Below are 16,299 nucleotides of genomic sequence, written 5' to 3' on the forward strand. Positions count from 1 at the left end.
GATTTGCCCCGCCGCGTTAACCAAATGCACGCCTGGATAGCGGTGACGCGCCTGCTCAACCTCCGTCACGGGCGGCGAGCGCCGCATCGATCAGCGCGAACGCGTCGGGGCTTGCCCAGTGAGCGGGGCCGTTCATGTTGGCGATCACGCAGTCATTGTCGTCGATCAGGAGCGTGACGGGCAGGCCGAGCGCCAGGCCCTGGCGGCGCAGACTGTTGAACACGCCGATCGTCGGATCGTGATAGAAGGCCATCTCATCGACGCCGATTTCATCGAGAAAGGCACGCGGCTTGTCGGCCGAGCCGCCATCGACGGAAATCGCCACCACCTCGAAATCGGCGCCGCCGCGCGCCACCTGAAGCGCTTCGAGCCAGGGCATTTCCTCGCGGCACGGCGCGCACCAGGTCGCCCACAGATTGACGAGGCGCAGCCTGCCGCCGGTATCGGCCATGGTGATGGACGCGCCCGAGCCGTCGTTGAAGGCCAGGGCGGACAGGTTTTCGGGCGTATCGCGCACGAGCATGGCGGCGACATCGCCGGTCAGATAGGGCTCGATCGCCGCGCCCAGGGCCGGCGTCGCCGCGCAGGAACCGGCCGCCGCGGCCTGTGGGCCGTTGTCAGGAGCCCCGCGGCTCCCGTATAGGGCCACCGAACCCAGCGCCGCGCCGACGGCGAGCGCAAATGCTGCGATCAACACGATCGTCATGCCGCGCCGGCCCGCCTTGCCCTTGTCCTGTTCCGGGAACCGATTGTCCATGTCGCACCCATTCAATTCCAAAGAGGACGCCGACGGGGCGTCCAACCAAATGTGGGGCGGCCGTTTCGCCGCCGGCCCCGCCGCCGTCATGGAAGAGATAAACGCCTCGATCGATTTCGACCGGGCGCTCTACGGCCAGGACATTGACGGGTCCGCCGCCCATGCCACCATGTTGGCGGCGATCGGCATCATTTCCAGTGACGACCGCGACGCGATCATCGCAGGCTTGAACGCGATCCGGTCGGAAATCGAGGCCGGAACGTTCACGTTTTCGCGCGCGCTTGAGGATATTCACCTGAACATCGAGGCACGCCTGACCGAACTGATCGGCCCGGCGGGCGGGCGCCTACACACGGCGCGCTCGCGAAACGACCAGGTCGCGCTCGACTTCCGCATGTGGACGCGGGACGCATTGCGCGACACCGAGGCCGCGCTCAAGGGCCTGATCGCGACCCTCATCGACCGCGCCGAGGAGCATGCGGGCACGGTCATGCCCGGCTTCACCCATCTTCAGGCGGCCCAGCCGGTCACGTTCGGCCATCATTGCATGGCCTATGTGGAAATGTTCGGGCGCGATCTCTCGCGGGTGCGCGATGCGCTCGCGCGCCTCGATGAATGCCCGCTTGGCGCGGCAGCGCTCGCCGGCACGGGCTTTCCGATCGACAGGCACATGACCGCAAAGGCGCTCGGCTTCAGCGCGCCCACGCGCAACTCCATCGACACGGTTTCGGACCGTGACTTCGCGCTGGAGTTCCTGTCGGTCGCCTCGGTCTGCGCCACGCACCTGTCGCGGCTTGCCGAGGAAATCGTCATCTGGTCGACGCCGCAGTTCGGCTTCGTCGCCCTGTCGGACGCCTTTTCCACCGGCTCGTCGATCATGCCGCAGAAGAAGAACCCGGACGCGGCCGAACTGGTGCGCGCCAAGACCGGGCGGATCAACGGCGCGTTCATCGCCCTTGCGACCGTCATGAAGGGTCTGCCGCTCGCCTATTCCAAGGACATGCAGGAGGACAAGGAGCAAGTCTTCGACGCGGCCCGGTCGCTGGAGGTGGCGCTGGCCGCCATGAGCGGCATGGTGGCCGACCTGACGGTCGACAAGGCGGCGATGAGGAAGGCCGCGGGCGCCGGCTATTCGACCGCGACCGATCTGGCCGACTGGCTGGTGCGCGAACTGGGCCTGCCGTTCCGCGAGGCGCACCATGTCACGGGCCGCGCCGTGGCGCTGGCCGCCGAACGCGGCGTCGGGCTCGAAAGGCTGTCGCTGGACGAGCTTCGCACGATCCATGCCGACATCACCGACGATGTGTTCTCGGTGCTGACCGTCGCAAGGTCCGTTGCCAGCCGGACCAGCTTCGGCGGCACGGCTCCGCGCGAGGTGAGGAAACAGGTCGGGTTCTGGCGCAAGCGGCTGATGAAGATGAAGTGAGGCCGCCGCACCCGGCCTCCCCCTTGCAACGCCCCTTGATTTGCCGCACACAGCGCCCGTCGCACAGTTAACGGACAAGGCCGATGCTCGCCCGCACGCTTCCGACCCGCGCCGCTCTGGCCGCACTCCTGCTCGCGCTCGCCGCGTGCGGGCGCGCGGGGCCGCTTGAGCCACCTCCGGCGAGCGCGACGGCGACGGTCGGCGCGGCGGCGAAGGCGGAAGCGGAAGCGGGCGCACCGGCGGACGGGGATCGCCCGTTCATCCTCGACGCCCTGATCGAGTGAGCGCGGGCGCGTGAACCACTTCCAGTATCGTGAGGGCGTCCTGCACGCCGAGGACGTGCCGGTGCCGGTGATCGCCGAGGCGGTCGGCACGCCCTTCTACTGCTATTCGACGGCGACCCTGACCCGCCATTACACCGTCTTCGCCGGCGCCTTCGCCGACATCGACGCGCTGGTGTGCTACTCCATGAAGGCCAATTCGAACCAGGCGGTCCTGGCGACGCTGGCTCGGCTCGGGCGCCGACGTCGTGTCCGAGGGCGAGTTGCGCCGCGCGCTCGCCGCCGGCATCGCGCCCGACAAGATCATGTTCTCGGGCGTCGGCAAGACGGGCGGCGAGATGGACGCCGCGCTCGCCGTCGGCATTCACTGCTTCAACGTGGAATCCGAGCCCGAACTGGAGCTTCTTTCGGCGCGCGCCGTCGCCGCCGGCAAGACCGCCCCGGTCTCGATCCGCATCAATCCCGATGTCGATGCGAAAACGCACGCCAAGATCTCGACCGGTCGCAAGCAGGACAAGTTCGGCATCTCGTGGGACCGGGCACGCGCGGTCTATCGCCGCGCCGCCGGACTGCCGGGCCTGCGCGTCATCGGCATCGACATGCATATCGGCAGTCAGATCACGGCCTTGCAGCCCTTCGACGATGCCTTCGCCCTTGTGACCGAACTGGTCGGCCGGTTGCGCGCCGACGGCCACGCGATCGAACATGTCGACCTGGGCGGCGGCCTCGGCATCCCCTACCGCACCGACAACGACCCGCCGCCGCTACCGGACGATTATGCCGATATCGTCAAGAAGCATGTCGCGCCGCTCGGCGTGAAGACGATCTTCGAGCCCGGCCGGCTGATCGCCGGCAATGCCGGCATTCTGGTCACCTCCGTCCTTTATCTCAAGGAGATGGAGAACAAGAATTTCCTCATCGTCGATGCCGCGATGAACGATCTGATCCGGCCGACGCTCTACGATGCCTGGCACGAGACGTCGCCCGTCGTCGAACCGGCGCCGGACGCCCCGCGCGTGACCGCCGATCTGGTCGGCCCGGTGTGCGAATCGGGCGACTATCTGGCCCATGACCGCGATCTCGCCCGCCCCGCGCCGGGCGATCTGTTCGCGATACGCTCGGCTGGCGCCTATGGCGCGGTGCAGGCGGGCACCTACAATTCGCGCCTTCTGGTGCCCGAGGTGATCGTCCATGGCGACAGGTGGCACCTGGCGCGGCCGCGCCCATCCCATGCCGATCTGATCGGCATGGACAGCGTGCCGGGCTGGCTGTAACGCGGCCACCGCCGGCCATCCCCGGCGCTCGCAAAGGTTGCAGACTGACGCAAGCGTGAGCGGTTTTCGCCTCGCCAAAGCCACATATGCTGCTATGTTCTGCGCGGTGAGACAGGGACATCGCATCATGGCCGAACGTCCATCCACCGCCAAGCCCGCCCAAGGCCGGAATATTGCGCGCGTCAATGGCGGCGCGCGCCTGGGGTTCGCGCGCTGGTTCAGCCGTGCCGTTATCGTCGCCGAGCGCGTCGCGCCGCTGGTCCTGCCGCTGGTTCTCGTCGCCTGCCTGTTCATGGTCCTGTCCTGGTTCGGCTACTTCCGCGCCGTGCCCGATACGGTGCGGATCGCATCCGGCATGGCCTTGGCGGTCGCGGGCCTTGCCGCGCTGTGGCCGCTGCGCGGGCTCGTCCTGCCGGGCGGTTTCGACGTCGATCACCGGCTCGAACGCGACAACCGGCTCGCCCACCGGCCGATCACCACGCAGGGCGACACGCTCGTGCGCGCGGACGATCCGTTCGCCCGCGCCCTGTGGAAGGCGCACCAGGAACGGATCGCCAAGAGCGTGGGGCGGATTCAACCGGTGCGCGCCCGCACGACGATCCCGGCGCGCGATCCCTGGGCGCTGCGCGCGCTCGCGCCGCTGCTTGTGGTCACCGCGTTCGCCTATTCGTTCGCGCCCGGCGGCGGCACGCTCATCGATGTCGCGCGCGGCCATGGCGCTGAAACGGCGGTGCCCGCACGGATCGACGCCTGGATCACGCCACCCGCCTACACCGCCATCGCGCCCGTCTTCCTGACCTCCGACCTCAATGCGGGCAAGGCAGCCTTCACCGTGCCCGAGGGCAGCACGATCACCGTCCGCATCGCCGGGGGCAACGGGGCCGAACAGGTCAGCTTTCCGGCACCGGATGCGATGGTGGCCGCGGGCGCCGGCGGCGACGGGCGGGCACGGGCGTTCGAAGCCAGGGTCGAGGCCGGCGGCGCGCTGTCCATCACCGATGGCGAACGCACGCTCGGCGGCTGGACCATCGCCATGATCGCCGATGAGGCACCGCAAATCGCCTTCGCCGAAGAAACGCCGCTCGAACGCGCCGCCAACGGCACGATCACGCTCAACTACACCGCGACCGACGATTATCGCCTCGCAGGCGCGCGCGCGCTGATCGAACTGGCCGGCCGCCGGGCCAACGGTGTGCGGCCGCTCTACGAGGCACCGGACCTGCCGCTCGGCCTGCCGCGCCGCAATGCGGAGAACGGGGCTGCGCGCACCGTGCGCGATTTGACCGAGCATCCCTGGGCAGGCGCCGAGGTTCGGCTGACGCTTCAGGCCGAGGACGATCTCGGCCAGACCGGCCGGAGCGCGACGCGCACGCTGGTGCTGCCCGGCCGCCCCTTCTCCGATCCGCTCGCGCGGGCGCTGATCGAGCAGCGCCGCGAACTGGCGCTCGATGCGGGCCGGCAAGCCGAAATCGTCGACCTGTTCGATGCCCTCATGCTCTACCCCGAGGAAACGATCGACAATGCGGCGCATTTTCTGGGCCTTTCGACGGCGCGGACCCGCCTTGCCGACGCGCGCGACGACGACCAGTTGCGCGGCGTCGTCGACTATCTTTGGGAGATCGCAAGGCAGATCGAGGATGGCGGGCTGACGGACGCCGAACGCCGCCTGCGCCAGACCCAGCAGGCGCTGCGCGACGCCCTGGAGCGCGGTGCGTCCGAGGCGGAAATCGCCCGGCTCATGGACGCGCTGCGCCAGGCGATGCAGGAGTTTTTGCAGGAATTCGCCGAGCGCGCGCTCAACGATCCGAACCTTGCCCAGCAGATGCCGCAGATGGGCGGGCAGGAGGTCGACCGCCAGACGCTCGATGAGATGATGGACCGGATCGAGGAGATGGCCCGGTCCGGCGCGCGCGAGCAGGCGATGGACATGCTGCAACAGCTCGAAAACATGATGAACAACCTTCAGATGGCGCGGCCCGACCAGCAGGGACAGGGCGAAAACCAGGCCCAGCGGCAGATGAACGAGTTGGGCGAGATATTGCGCGAGCAGCAGCAGCTCATGGACGAAACGTTCCGGCAGAACCGCCAGGGCCAGCAGGGGCAACAAAGCCAGCAACAGCGAGGTCAGCAAGGCCAACTGGACCGGCAGCAGCCAGGCCAGGGCCAGATGGGCCAGAGCGGCCAGGGCACGCCGCAGCCGGGCGGCCGGCAGCCAGGCCAGGGCCTTGAGGGTCTGGCGCCCGGCCAGCAGGCGCTGCGACAGCGGCTCGACCAGTTCATGGAGAGCCTGCGCGGCATGGGGATCGATCCGGGCGAGGATTTCGGTGAGGCGGGCCGCGCCATGGGCGAGGCCGGCAATGCACTGGATGGGAATGAGGGCGAACAGGCGCTCGCCGAACAGGGCAACGCCATGGATGCGCTGCGCCGGGGCGCGGGCGACATGATGCGGCAGATGCAGCAGCAGGCGATGAACGGGCGAGCCGGCTCGACGGAGCCCGGCGGCACCCGCAATGGCGGTGACCGCGATCCGCTCGGCCGGCCACAGCGGTCGTCGGGGCCCGATTTCGGCGAATCCGTCGACGTGCCCGACGAGATCGACGTGCGCCGCGCCCGCGAAATCCTCGAAGCCATTCGCGAGCGGCTGGGCAATGCCCTGTCACCGCGGCTCGAACGTGAATATCTCGAACGCCTGCTCGACCTGCGCTGATGTGCGTTGGCGCAAGCGGTCCGCCCGGCTCAGAGCGCTTCACCTTTTGGCGGCAGCGTAGCCGGCGTTGAGGAGATGGATCGGCGCATATGTTGCCAAATGTCCAAGACGGTTTCTTTGCGGGCATGGTTCACGCATCGATGCGCCGGCCGCTTTTCTTGTCGAACACGTGCACATGGTCGATGTCCGGCGCCAGCGCAACGGCGCTGCCGGGCGAGAGCGCGATCCGGTCCCTTAAGGCGAGCGTCAGGTGCTGCGCACCGACATCGACGACCACATGCGTCTCCGATCCGGTCGGCTCGACGATCAGGACGCTGCCGGCCAGGCCGCCGTCGGCGATCTTCAGATGTTCGGGCCGCACGCCCAGCACCAGCGCCTCGCCCTCGTCCGGCGCCAGACCGGCGGGCAGCGGCCAGCGCGTGCCGTCTTGCGCGCGCAGAACCATGCCGCCGCCGCCGCGCGCGGCCTTGCCCTCGACCAGGTTCATCGCCGGCGAGCCGATGAACCTGGCGACGAACACATTGGCTGGCCGGTCATAGACCTCAAGCGGCGTGCCCACCTGTTCGACGTGGCCGCCGCGCATGACGACGATGCGATCGGCCATGGTCATCGCCTCGATCTGATCGTGGGTGACGTAGATCATGGTCGATTTCAGCCGCTGATGCAGCGCCTTGATCTCGCCGCGCATCTGCACCCGCAACTGCGCATCGAGGTTGGACAGCGGCTCGTCGAACAGAAACAGCGCCGGATCGCGCACGATCGCCCGGCCCATCGCCACGCGCTGGCGCTGGCCGCCGGACAGCTCGCGCGGGAACCGGTCGAGCAGCGGCGCAAGATCGAGAATGCCGGCGGCGTGCTCGACCATCCGGTCGATCTCGGCGCGGCTGCGGCGCGACAGTTTCAGCGAAAACGCCATGTTGTCGCGCACGCGCATATGCGGGTAGAGCGCGTAGTTCTGGAACACCATGGCGATGTCGCGATCCTTGGGCAGAAGGTCGGTCACGATGGTGCCGCCGATCTGCACGTCGCCCTCGGTGAGGTCTTCAAGCCCCGCGATCATCCGTAAAAGCGTCGACTTGCCGCAGCCCGAGGGTCCGACCAGCACCAGGAACTCGCCGTCGCGCACCGAAAGATCGATGCCGTGCAGCACCTGCACAGCGCCGTAGCTCTTCCTGACATTGATGATGGCAACGCCGGCCATGTGTCGGCTCCCCTGCCCCGCCCTGACGCTCGGTGCCGTGTCAGCGCCCGCCGAAGCCGGCGCCCACGGTGATGCCGTTGTAGATCACCTGTTGCAGGATGATCGCCAGCATGATGCCCGGCAGCATCGACAATGTCGCGCCCGCCATGATGAAGTTCCATGCCGTTCCCTGCTGGGTCTGGAACATGGTCAGGCCCAGCGGCAGCGTCGCATGGTCCATCCCGTTGACGACGATCAGCGGCCACAGGAAATTGTTCCACTGGCCGATGAAGGTGAACAGAGCCAGCAGCCCGATCGCCGGCATCGCCAGCGGCAGGATGATGCTGACCAGGATGCGCAGCCGCGAGGCGCCGTCGATCAGTGCCGCATCTTCGAGTTCGCGGGGGATCGACAGGAAGAACTGCCGCAGCAGGAAGGCGCCGAACGAACTGAACGCCATCGGCAGGATGAGCCCCTGATAGGTGTTCACCCAGCCCAGATTGCTGACGATCAGGAACAGCGGGATCACCAGCAGCACCTGCGGGATCATCAGCGTGCCCAGATAGGCGATCAGGATGCCCTCGCGGCTCGGAAAGCGCAGTCGCGCGAACGCATAAGCGGCGAGCGAGGAGACGATGATGGTGATGATCGTCACCGAGCCGGCGACGATGGCGCTGTTGAGGAAGAAGCGGCCGAAGGGCAGTTGCAGCCACGCTTCGGCGAAATTGCCCCATTGGACCGCGCCGGGAAACAGGCGCACGGGCACGGCCAGAACCTCGGCATTGCTGCGCACGGCGTTGGAGACCATCCAGAACAGCGGGAACAGGAAGATCAGCGCGACGGCGATCAGCCCGCCATGGCTGACGATGTCGACGGCGCGTTTCATCGCCGGGCTCGACGCCCTGCGGCGCGGCCGCCTGACGGGCTTGGGCACCACGGTCTCACTGGTCATAATGCACCCATTTGCGCTGGAACCAGAATTGCAGCGCCGTCAGCGCCATGATCATCATGAACATGATCCAGGCCAGCGCCGAGGCGTAGCCCATCTGATAGCGCACGAAGCCGTTCTGATAGATGGCGAAGCCGAGCGTCGCCGTCGCCGAGCCCGGACCGCCATTGGTCATGACGAATATCTGGTCGAAGACCTGCAACGAGGTGATGGCCGTCATCACGGTGCCGAAGAAGATCGTCGGCGAGATCAGCGGCAGCCGGATGCGCCAGAACCGGTCCCAGGCGTTGGCGCCGTCGATCTTGGCGGCGTCGAGATAGCTCTGCGGCACAAGATCGAGCGCGGCGTTGAACAGCACCATGTTGTAGCCGACATTGGCCCATAGCGTGACGATGACGATGGTCTGCATGGCCAGATCGACGTCGAGCAGCAGGTTGGGCGCGTTGATCGCCATCGCATCGAAGGTGGAATCGAGCAGTCCGCCCGGCGTGAAGATCAAAAGCCAGACGATGGAGACGGCGATCGTCGGCGTGAAGGTGGGGATGAAGAAGATCACCCGGAACCAGCGCTGGCCGAACCTCAGGCTGGAAATCCACACCGCAAGCCCGACCGAGATGATCAGGTTCAGCACCAGATACTGGACCGTGAAGAACAGCGTGTTGCCCAGCACGGTATAAAAGGTCGGATCGGCGGTCAGAAGCCGGACATAGTTGGAAAGTCCGACGAAGCTCGGCGGCGCGAGAAGCTGCCAGTCGGTGAAGCTCATGGTGAGCGAAGCCACCATGGGCAACGCCATGAACGCCAAAAAGCCCAAAAGGCTCGGCAGCAGGAAGATCAGCGCGGTGCGCGCCTCGCGGCCGCGCATCACATTGCGGCGCCTGCGCGGCGCTGCGGCCGGTGTTGCCTGTATCGTCTCGTTCATGGCGGTCCGGGGCCCGGCCGCCGGCGCAAAGGCCCGCCGGCGGCGCGCCCATCGTTTACTGCGATGCCAGGCTCTGAATCGTTTGCATCGTTTCCTCGACGGTGGCATCGCCGGTAAAGGCCGGCACGAAGTACTGGTTGAGCAGGTTCTCGACTTCGTTCCAGTTGCCGGTGATGCCATAGACGGCCGCGTTTTCCAGCGAATAGGTCAGCGCCTCGGTCGCGCCGAACACGTCGGCGGCGGCCACCTCGTACCACAATGGCTGCTGGGCGATGCGCGAAGGCAGAGCGCGGCCCTGGCTGCCCAGATAGGCGGCCGCCTCCGGCCCGGTGAGCACCTGGATGGCGCGCCATGCGGCATCCTTGTGGTCGCTCGTCATCGCGATGCCGAAGCCGGAGCCGGCGGTGGCCGCCCGCAGCGGGCCGTCACCGCGCGGCATGGAGGTCAGGCCGAGTTCGAAGGCGACATTGGCGTTCTTGTTGACCATGTCCCAGGGGCCGGTGATCTGCATGGCGACATTGCCGGCGTCGAACCTGCCGCTGACCATGATGGCGGGATTGGCGCCGGTGACGATGGGCGCGGTGCCGCTCTCGGCGACCATGCCGATCAGCGTCGCCGCCGCCTCGATGGCGGACGGATCGGTCAGGTTCAGCGTGCCGTCCCCGGCCAGGTATGTCGCGCCCGTGGCGGTGGTGAAGACCGAAAAGTCGATCGGCGCCAGGCCGAAGCCATGGACGTCGTCGCCCGTCAGCGCTTCGGCCGCCGCAAGGAATGCGTCGACCGTCCATCCCGGCTCCGGCAGGTCGAGGCCGGCCTGCTCGAACATGTCCTTGTTGTAGAAGATCAGCCACGGGCCGACATCGTAGGGCAGGCCGTACAGTTCGCCGCCGAACGACATGCCGCCGACGATGGAGGGCACGAATGCGTCGATGTCAAAATCGTCCGCCTCCACGCGCGCGTTCAGCGGCTCCAGGATCGAATAGAAGTTGGGCATGCGCAGCGACTGCATGGAGACGATGTCGGCCAACTGCCCCGACGCCGCCAGCACCGGCAGACGCGTCCAGTAATCCACCCAGGGCGACGTCACCAGTTCGATCGTGATGTCGGGATGCTCTTCGGTCACCATGTCGGCGAGCCGCTCCCAGACCGCCGTTTCGGCCTCGTTGCCCGACCACATCTGCCATGTCAGCGCCACCTGCTCCTGCGCCAGGGCCGACGCGGCGGCAAGGCTCGCGCCGAGCATGAGGGCGCCTCCGGCAATCGATAGCTTTCTCACTGATCCACCTCCCGTTTTTGCAAGCATGTTTCGGGCCGCGCGGTTCTCCTCCCGGCGCGGCTCCGGCGATGTCAGCCCTTCAGGAACAATTCGACCACGGGCACCGTCACCTCCGGCGCGACCACCGGCAGCTCCAGCGTGATCATGCCCTCCGGCACGCTCACCCCGACATTGGAATCGACGTCCCTGCTCGGTTCCATCCAATGCACCTCGCTGGCATCGTGCAGGAACTGCGCATAGTCGACCCTGCCCGCCAGGCCGTCGATGTGAATGTGGCGGAACGGCCAGCTATAGACATGCAGATAGAGCCGGTTGCCGCGCTGGGTATACTTGCAGCCGTCGGGCGGCGTCAGCTCCGAGGGGCCGGCGCCGTAGATCGACCGGCCGTTCAGCGCCAGCCAGCGACCATAGACGTCGAGCGCGGCGCTGGCGCGGTCGTCGAACGTGCCGCGCCCGGTGGGGCCGATATTCATCAGAAGATTGCCGCCCAGCGCCACGGTGTCGATCAGCATCTTGACGAGCTGGCCGGCATCCTTCCACGTCGCCTCGTCGCGATAATAGCCCCACGAACCGCTGAATGTGTGGCACGCCTCCCAGGTCACCGGCTGCCCCTTGATGGCCGGCGCGACGCGCGGCGTATACTGTTCGGGCGTCGTTATGTCGGGCAGATAGCCTTCGTGATCGATCAGATCGAGCCGGTTGTTGACGATCGTGTCGGGCTGCAATTGGCGCACCAGCGCCAGCAGCTTCTCGCTTTCCCAATCGTTGCGGCCCTTGCCCGGCAGGCCGTCATACGCCCGGCCCGGATAGCTGAAATCGAACCACATCACGTCGACCTTGCCGTAGCCGGTCAGCAGTTCGCGCACCTGGTCGCGCATGTAGCGCGCGTAGTTGGCCATGTCGCATTGCGCGTTGCGCGCGGCCGCATCGGGATGGTTGCGCAGCGGGTGATAGATGTCGCTTGGAAAATCGGGGTGATGCCAGTCGATCAGCGAATAGTAGAAGCCGATCTTCAGGCCCTCGGCGCGGAACGCCTCGACGAACGGCTTGAGCAGATCCCTGCCATGGGGCGTGTTGGTCGCCTTGTAGTCAGTTACCTGACTGTCCCACAGGCAGAAGCCCTCATGGTGCTTGGCGGTCAGCACCACATATCTCATCCCCGCCTGCCGGGCGCGTTTGGCCCATGCGGCCGGATCGTAGAGATCGGGATCGAAATGGTCGAAATACTTCTGGTAGTCCTCGGTTGGAATCTCTTCGCGGCTTTTCAGCCATTCGTGCCGCGCGCCAAGCGCGTAAAGACCCCAATGAATGAACATGCCGAAACGGTCATGAACAAACCAATCCTTCTTGTCTTGCGGCAAGACAAGATCCCTGGCTGAGATCGTTGCGTTCATTTTTCCTCCCCTGCGATGATAAAAATCATCTTTTTCCGCTGAGCGATGAACAGGCTTTTGGAATCCGGCAGGGCGCGCCCTGATGCCGGACGCCTATGCGGTCGTCCTTCCTCCCGAAACCGCCATCGAAACGCCGACGATAGGGAAACGGATCGAGGTCAGGATGTCAAGTGGTCAGGCCAGCATGGACAAAGCGGGAGGCGCCATGTAAGGGGGTCTGCCGCGGCGCGTCCGTCTCATTCCAGCAGGACCCCGATTGGGCCATGAAACTGCAAGCCGTTTCTCATCGGAAGCTCTATGTCCAGATCGCGGACCAGATTCGCGATCTGATCGAGTCCGGCGCCGTTCAGGCCGGCGCGCAATTGCCGTCCGAGCGCGAACTGGCCGCCGATCTGCGCGTCAGCCGGCCGACCGTGCGCGAAGCGCTGATCGCGCTTGAGGTGGCCGGACTGGTGGAGGTGCGCGTCGGCGTCGGCGCCTTCGTCAAGGCCAGGCGAGGTCTTGCCGCCGCACTGCCCGAGCAGGGCCGTTCACCCATCGAGCTGATGCATGCGCGCACCTTGCTCGAACCCGAGGCCGCGGCCATGGCGGCCCGCAACATCGGCGAGGAGGGCAAGGCGAAGCTGCGCGCCACCGTCGAGACGATGCGCCGGGAAACCGCGGCCGGCCGCTGGTCGGCGTCGAGCGACCGGGCCCTGCACATGACCATCGCCGACGGGTGCGGCAATGCCGTTCTGCACGAGATCATCGGCAACATCTGGGCGTCGCGCGGCCAGGATCTCGACGGGCGCTTTCATTCCCATCTGGCCGCGATTCAGGATGTTCGCGTACACATCCTTGAGCATCACGAGGCGTTGGCCCGCGCCATACTGGACGGCGAGCCCGATGCCGCGCGGCAGACGATGGGTGCGCATCTGGACTATGTTGAAACGGCGATGGTGTCCGTCTGGGATTGAGCGGCCGGCTTGCTCGTTTTCGGCCGCTCGACGCGATCTTTCATTGCATTGTCCACCGGGGCGGACCGAGGGGACCGGCGTTGCCGTATCCGAGCGCTTTCGGCCTTGCGCGCGCTATTTGAGCCGGCTCTCCAGGATGGTGCCCACCTTGGCGCATTCGATGGCGATCTCGCGGATGAATTCGGCCAGCATGGGGCGCGATAACGCCTCTTCTTCGAGCGCGGCGATCGCGATATTGCGATAAAGCGGCTCCAGATCGCGAGGACGGATCTCCACGAGTTCGCCGCGTTCGAGTTCGCCCATGATCGTGGAGCGGACGAAAAACCCCAACCCCTCGCCGGTCAGCGCCAGCCGCCGGGCCGGGCCGGTCGGCACCTCGATGCTGGTAGGCGCGCGCCTGACGAGCGTGGTCGCGCCTTCGGGGTCGATCTGCCACCAGCGTTGCGAGATGACGCGGGGCACGAGTTCGAGCACCTCGGCAAGGAGCGGTGCCGCTGGCAGCCGCGCGGCCAGATGCGGAGCGAGCACAAGCGGCACGCTCTCGCGCATCACCAGCGCCGGGTAGAGCTCGGGGATCAGCGGATCGAGGTTGGGCCATGTTATGATGCCGATCTCGGCGGTGCGCTCGTGCAGCATCGAGATGATGTGATTGTGATTTCCCTCCTCGACAATGACGTCGACCTCGCCGTGACGGGCATGGAACCTGAGCAGGGAATCGCTGATGACCGCGGTGGCGATCGAACGGAGCGAGGCCAGATAGATGCGGCCTCTGTTGGCGCGCCGCAAGGCCTCGCGCCCCTCCTGGGCGGCGGCGATCATGCGGCGGGCATAAACCAGAAAGATGATGCCGTGATCGGTGATCGCCACGCGCCGGCCGCGCGTGAAAAGCGGCACGCCGAGACTGTCCTCCAGCGCGCGGATCCGCATGGAAACCGTGGCCTGCGTCACCTTCAGCCGGGCGGCGGCCTTGGTGAAGCTAAGGTCCCGGGCGACCCTGTCGAATGTCCGCAACTGCTCGATATCCATAAGATTCCTTTATCAAGCGCATTGAGATTACTTGGGTTGTGTTGACATAGCATCGGATTGCCAAATAGCAAAAGGTGGTGACGCGATGCTCATACGCTGTGCAAGGAAAGCGGATTTCACCCGGATCACCGAGATATTCCATGGCGGCGCAATAGGGGCAAGCGGCTGCCCCAGATCAGCTCATTTCGTTGCCCAGGAGAACGAGCGTCTGGTCGCATATGCAGCCTACCGCTGCCGGCCGGGGAGTGACGCGGTGATCGAAAACGATATTTTCCTTGGCGCCGGCGCCGACGACGAGCACTCCGTGGTCACTCTTTTGGCGACGCTTGTGGAGCATGCCCGCGTGCGCGGGTTCCGGCTGATGCTGGCAAGGGTGGACGTCGATGACGCGGCTGCGATCGCCGCCCATGAGCGGCTGGGCTTCATGCGGACGGGCATTTTGGGGTTGACCGAGCGCAACCGAACCATCGCCATGGCTCTCGGACTTGCCGGAGGCGAAGAGGCGATCCCCTGTCACACCATCATGTGACCGACCGGCGGCGGGCGTTTGCGCGCGGCGTGCAGGGTCGGATGCGCATCTTCTTGAGCCGAGCATCCTTCAAGACGTTGCGGCGAGTGAGGTCACAGCAGGCCGAACCGTTGCCGACCGCAGAGATCGCAAGGGCGCCGACGGCGAAGCGCGATATCTTCAAGGCATTCATGATTTAAAAATGGAGCGGGCGATGAGATTCGAACTCACGACCCCAACCTTGGCAAGGTTGTGCTCTACCCCTGAGCTACGCCCGCTCACGTCAGGCAGCCGCCGGACCGCCGCTTAATGGCGCAAGCCATCGGCAATTGCAAGTGCCTTCGCCAAGCGCCTTTCCAAAGCCCTTGCACGGCGCGGTTCCGCGCCGCGTCGCGTCGCAGGCGCGGCCTTGCGGTCGCCGGCGCGGTGCGCCACAAGGCGATGTTCCCGGCCCGGCCGACACAGGAGTTCGATCGTGACCCATCCGCCCAGATCGTCCGCCGATCTTCTCGCTTTCCTCGATTCCCTGTCGATCCGCACCCAGACGCGGGAGCACGCGCCGGTCTTCACGGTCGCCGAAAGCCGGGCGGTGCGCGAGGAAATCCCCGGCGGACACACAAAGAACCTGTTCGTCAAGGACAAGAAGGGCACCCATTTCCTGCTGACGGTGGGCGAACAGGCCGAGATCGACCTCAAGCGCGTCCACACGCTGATCGGCGCGCAAGGCCGGGTCTCGTTCGGCAAGCCAGAGGCGCTGATGGACCTGCTTGGCGTCGTGCCCGGCGCGGTGACCTGTTTCGGCGTGATCAACGACACCGGCAACCGCGTGCGGCTGATCTTCGACGCCGCCCTGATGGAGCAGGAGATCATCAACGGCCACCCGCTGCGCAACGATGCGACGACCTCGATCAGGCGCGACGATCTCAGGCGCTTCGTCGAGGCCACCGGTCATGACTTCACCGTCTTGAATCTCAGCGCCCCAGAGGCGACATAGGGACGAACCGACAAGACGCATCGCTCCGATGCCGGGGACCAGACCATGACATCCAACGACAATCCGTTCGCGTCCGGCGGCACCGCGGGCGGCTATGGCAATCAGACCGTCGCGTTCGGCGGCGCTGCGGACCCCGCCCCCGGCACGGGCCAGACCGAAGCGACCGGACCGCTCATCAAGGACACGACCACGGCCGATTTCCAGAACGACGTCATCGCCGAATCGCGCAACCAGCCGGTTCTGATCGATTTCTGGGCGCCCTGGTGCGGACCGTGCAAGCAGCTCACGCCGATCCTTGAGGCCGCGGTCACCAAGGCCGGCGGCAAGGTGAAGCTGGTCAAGATGAACATTGACGCCCATCCGGCCATACCCGGCCAGATGGGCGTGCAGTCCATTCCCGCCGTGCTGGCCTTCGTCGACGGACAGCCGGTCGACGGCTTCATGGGCGCCCAGCCCGAAAGCCAGGTCCAGGCCTTCATCGACAAGCTGGTCAAGATGGGCGGCGGCGGGGCGCAGGGCGCAGCGATCGCCGAGGCGCTCGCCCAGGCCGCAGCCGCCGCCGAGGCGGGCGATGTGAACGGCGCCGCCCAGATCTACGCCGCGGTGCTGCAACAGGAGCCGGAGAACGCCGCCGCCTATGCGGGCATGG

14 protein-coding genes, 1 tRNA gene and 1 pseudogene are annotated in these 16,299 nt (G+C 66.4%); 8 read left to right on the plus strand and 8 right to left on the minus strand.

What is annotated here, in order from left to right; genetic code table 11:
• Positions 1-55 precede the first annotated feature (55 nt).
• Positions 56-757: a thiol:disulfide interchange protein TlpA gene (gene tlpA, locus AC5E6L_RS02145; RefSeq protein ID WP_491230196.1), complete on the minus strand. Its 702-nt coding sequence runs from the start codon at positions 755-757 to the stop codon at positions 56-58.
• Here tlpA and argH point away from each other — a divergent pair.
• From argH to AC5E6L_RS02165, 4 genes and pseudogenes are all read left to right on the plus strand, one after another.
• A complete protein-coding gene (argH, locus tag AC5E6L_RS02150) occupies positions 756-2,183 on the plus strand; it encodes an argininosuccinate lyase (protein WP_491770959.1) in 1,428 nt (475 codons plus the stop codon). The genes tlpA and argH overlap by 2 nt on opposite strands.
• Positions 2,184-2,266: 83 nt before the next feature.
• A complete protein-coding gene (gene lptM, locus AC5E6L_RS02155) occupies positions 2,267-2,467 on the plus strand; it encodes an LPS translocon maturation chaperone LptM (RefSeq protein ID WP_491230194.1) in 201 nt (66 codons plus the stop codon).
• A gap of 10 nt (positions 2,468-2,477) precedes the next feature.
• Positions 2,478-3,738 (plus strand): annotated as a pseudogene (gene lysA / locus AC5E6L_RS02160) (diaminopimelate decarboxylase).
• Positions 3,739-3,865: 127 nt separating this feature from the next.
• Positions 3,866-6,445, plus strand: a complete 2,580-nt coding sequence (locus AC5E6L_RS02165; protein ID WP_491770961.1) for a TIGR02302 family protein — start codon at positions 3,866-3,868, stop codon at positions 6,443-6,445.
• Between the two features lie 130 nt (positions 6,446-6,575).
• Here the strand turns inward: AC5E6L_RS02165 and AC5E6L_RS02170 are convergent, their stop codons facing one another.
• The 5 genes from AC5E6L_RS02170 to AC5E6L_RS02190 all read right to left on the minus strand — a co-directional run bounded on the left by AC5E6L_RS02170 (position 6,576) and on the right by AC5E6L_RS02190 (position 12,166).
• The gene (locus AC5E6L_RS02170) at positions 6,576-7,646 is read right to left on the minus strand and encodes an ABC transporter ATP-binding protein (RefSeq protein WP_491770963.1); all 1,071 of its coding nucleotides are present in this window, start codon (positions 7,644-7,646) and stop codon (positions 6,576-6,578) included.
• 40 nt (positions 7,647-7,686) lie between these two features.
• Positions 7,687-8,577, minus strand: a complete 891-nt coding sequence (locus AC5E6L_RS02175; RefSeq protein ID WP_491770965.1) for a carbohydrate ABC transporter permease — start codon at positions 8,575-8,577, stop codon at positions 7,687-7,689.
• Entirely contained in the window at positions 8,567-9,439 is an 873-nt protein-coding gene (locus AC5E6L_RS02180; RefSeq protein WP_491770982.1) for a carbohydrate ABC transporter permease, read from the minus strand. The genes AC5E6L_RS02175 and AC5E6L_RS02180 overlap by 11 nt, the downstream gene beginning before the upstream one ends.
• Positions 9,440-9,551: 112 nt before the next feature.
• Positions 9,552-10,739 carry an ABC transporter substrate-binding protein gene (locus AC5E6L_RS02185; protein WP_491770967.1) on the minus strand — a complete coding sequence of 396 codons (1,188 nt, stop codon included), beginning with the start codon at positions 10,737-10,739 and terminating at the stop codon, positions 9,552-9,554.
• Between the two features lie 104 nt (positions 10,740-10,843).
• Positions 10,844-12,166 (minus strand): alpha-L-fucosidase, encoded by a 1,323-nt coding sequence (locus tag AC5E6L_RS02190; protein WP_491770969.1) that lies wholly within the window; start codon positions 12,164-12,166, stop codon positions 10,844-10,846.
• Positions 12,167-12,429: 263 nt separating this feature from the next.
• Between AC5E6L_RS02190 and AC5E6L_RS02195 the strand changes: the two genes are divergently transcribed.
• Complete coding sequence (locus AC5E6L_RS02195) at positions 12,430-13,122, plus strand: FadR/GntR family transcriptional regulator (protein ID WP_491770971.1); 693 nt, start codon at positions 12,430-12,432, stop codon at positions 13,120-13,122.
• 114 nt (positions 13,123-13,236) lie between these two features.
• Here the strand turns inward: AC5E6L_RS02195 and AC5E6L_RS02200 are convergent, their stop codons facing one another.
• On the minus strand, positions 13,237-14,133 hold the full coding sequence (locus AC5E6L_RS02200; RefSeq protein WP_491770973.1) for a LysR family transcriptional regulator: 897 nt from the start codon (positions 14,131-14,133) through the stop codon (positions 13,237-13,239).
• Positions 14,134-14,233: 100 nt separating this feature from the next.
• Between AC5E6L_RS02200 and AC5E6L_RS02205 the strand changes: the two genes are divergently transcribed.
• On the plus strand, positions 14,234-14,677 hold the full coding sequence (locus AC5E6L_RS02205; protein ID WP_491770975.1) for a GNAT family N-acetyltransferase: 444 nt from the start codon (positions 14,234-14,236) through the stop codon (positions 14,675-14,677).
• A gap of 182 nt (positions 14,678-14,859) precedes the next feature.
• On the opposite strand, the gene AC5E6L_RS02210 is transcribed toward AC5E6L_RS02205, so the two are convergent.
• A tRNA-Gly gene (locus AC5E6L_RS02210) sits at positions 14,860-14,934 on the minus strand.
• Between the two features lie 197 nt (positions 14,935-15,131).
• On the opposite strand from AC5E6L_RS02210, the gene AC5E6L_RS02215 reads away from it, so the two are divergent.
• Positions 15,132-15,650: a prolyl-tRNA synthetase associated domain-containing protein gene (locus AC5E6L_RS02215; protein ID WP_491229489.1), complete on the plus strand. Its 519-nt coding sequence runs from the start codon at positions 15,132-15,134 to the stop codon at positions 15,648-15,650.
• Between the two features lie 45 nt (positions 15,651-15,695).
• Positions 15,696-16,299 (plus strand): thioredoxin (trxA, locus tag AC5E6L_RS02220; RefSeq protein WP_491770978.1); only part of this gene is annotated, 604 nt, incomplete at its 3' end.

The sequence above is a fragment of the Roseitalea sp. genome (assembly GCF_984466335.1).

What these genes read in the sequence shown, in the direction of transcription:
- AC5E6L_RS02180 (WP_491770982.1), bottom strand. Translation starts at nt 9,439, where the DNA reads ATGCGCGGCCGCGAGGCGCGCACCGCGCTGATCTTCCTGCTGCCGAGC.
- AC5E6L_RS02170 (WP_491770963.1), bottom strand. Translation starts at nt 7,646, where the DNA reads ATGGCCGGCGTTGCCATCATCAATGTCAGGAAGAGCTACGGCGCTGTG.
- AC5E6L_RS02185 (WP_491770967.1), bottom strand. Translation starts at nt 10,739, where the DNA reads ATGCTCGGCGCGAGCCTTGCCGCCGCGTCGGCCCTGGCGCAGGAGCAG.
- tlpA (WP_491230196.1), bottom strand. Translation starts at nt 757, where the DNA reads ATGGACAATCGGTTCCCGGAACAGGACAAGGGCAAGGCGGGCCGGCGC.
- AC5E6L_RS02190 (WP_491770969.1), bottom strand. Translation starts at nt 12,166, where the DNA reads ATGAACGCAACGATCTCAGCCAGGGATCTTGTCTTGCCGCAAGACAAG.
- AC5E6L_RS02175 (WP_491770965.1), bottom strand. Translation starts at nt 8,577, where the DNA reads ATGACCAGTGAGACCGTGGTGCCCAAGCCCGTCAGGCGGCCGCGCCGC.
- AC5E6L_RS02195 (WP_491770971.1), top strand. Translation starts at nt 12,430, where the DNA reads ATGAAACTGCAAGCCGTTTCTCATCGGAAGCTCTATGTCCAGATCGCG.
- AC5E6L_RS02205 (WP_491770975.1), top strand. Translation starts at nt 14,234, where the DNA reads ATGCTCATACGCTGTGCAAGGAAAGCGGATTTCACCCGGATCACCGAG.
- lptM (WP_491230194.1), top strand. Translation starts at nt 2,267, where the DNA reads ATGCTCGCCCGCACGCTTCCGACCCGCGCCGCTCTGGCCGCACTCCTG.
- AC5E6L_RS02165 (WP_491770961.1), top strand. Translation starts at nt 3,866, where the DNA reads ATGGCCGAACGTCCATCCACCGCCAAGCCCGCCCAAGGCCGGAATATT.
- argH (WP_491770959.1), top strand. Translation starts at nt 756, where the DNA reads ATGTCGCACCCATTCAATTCCAAAGAGGACGCCGACGGGGCGTCCAAC.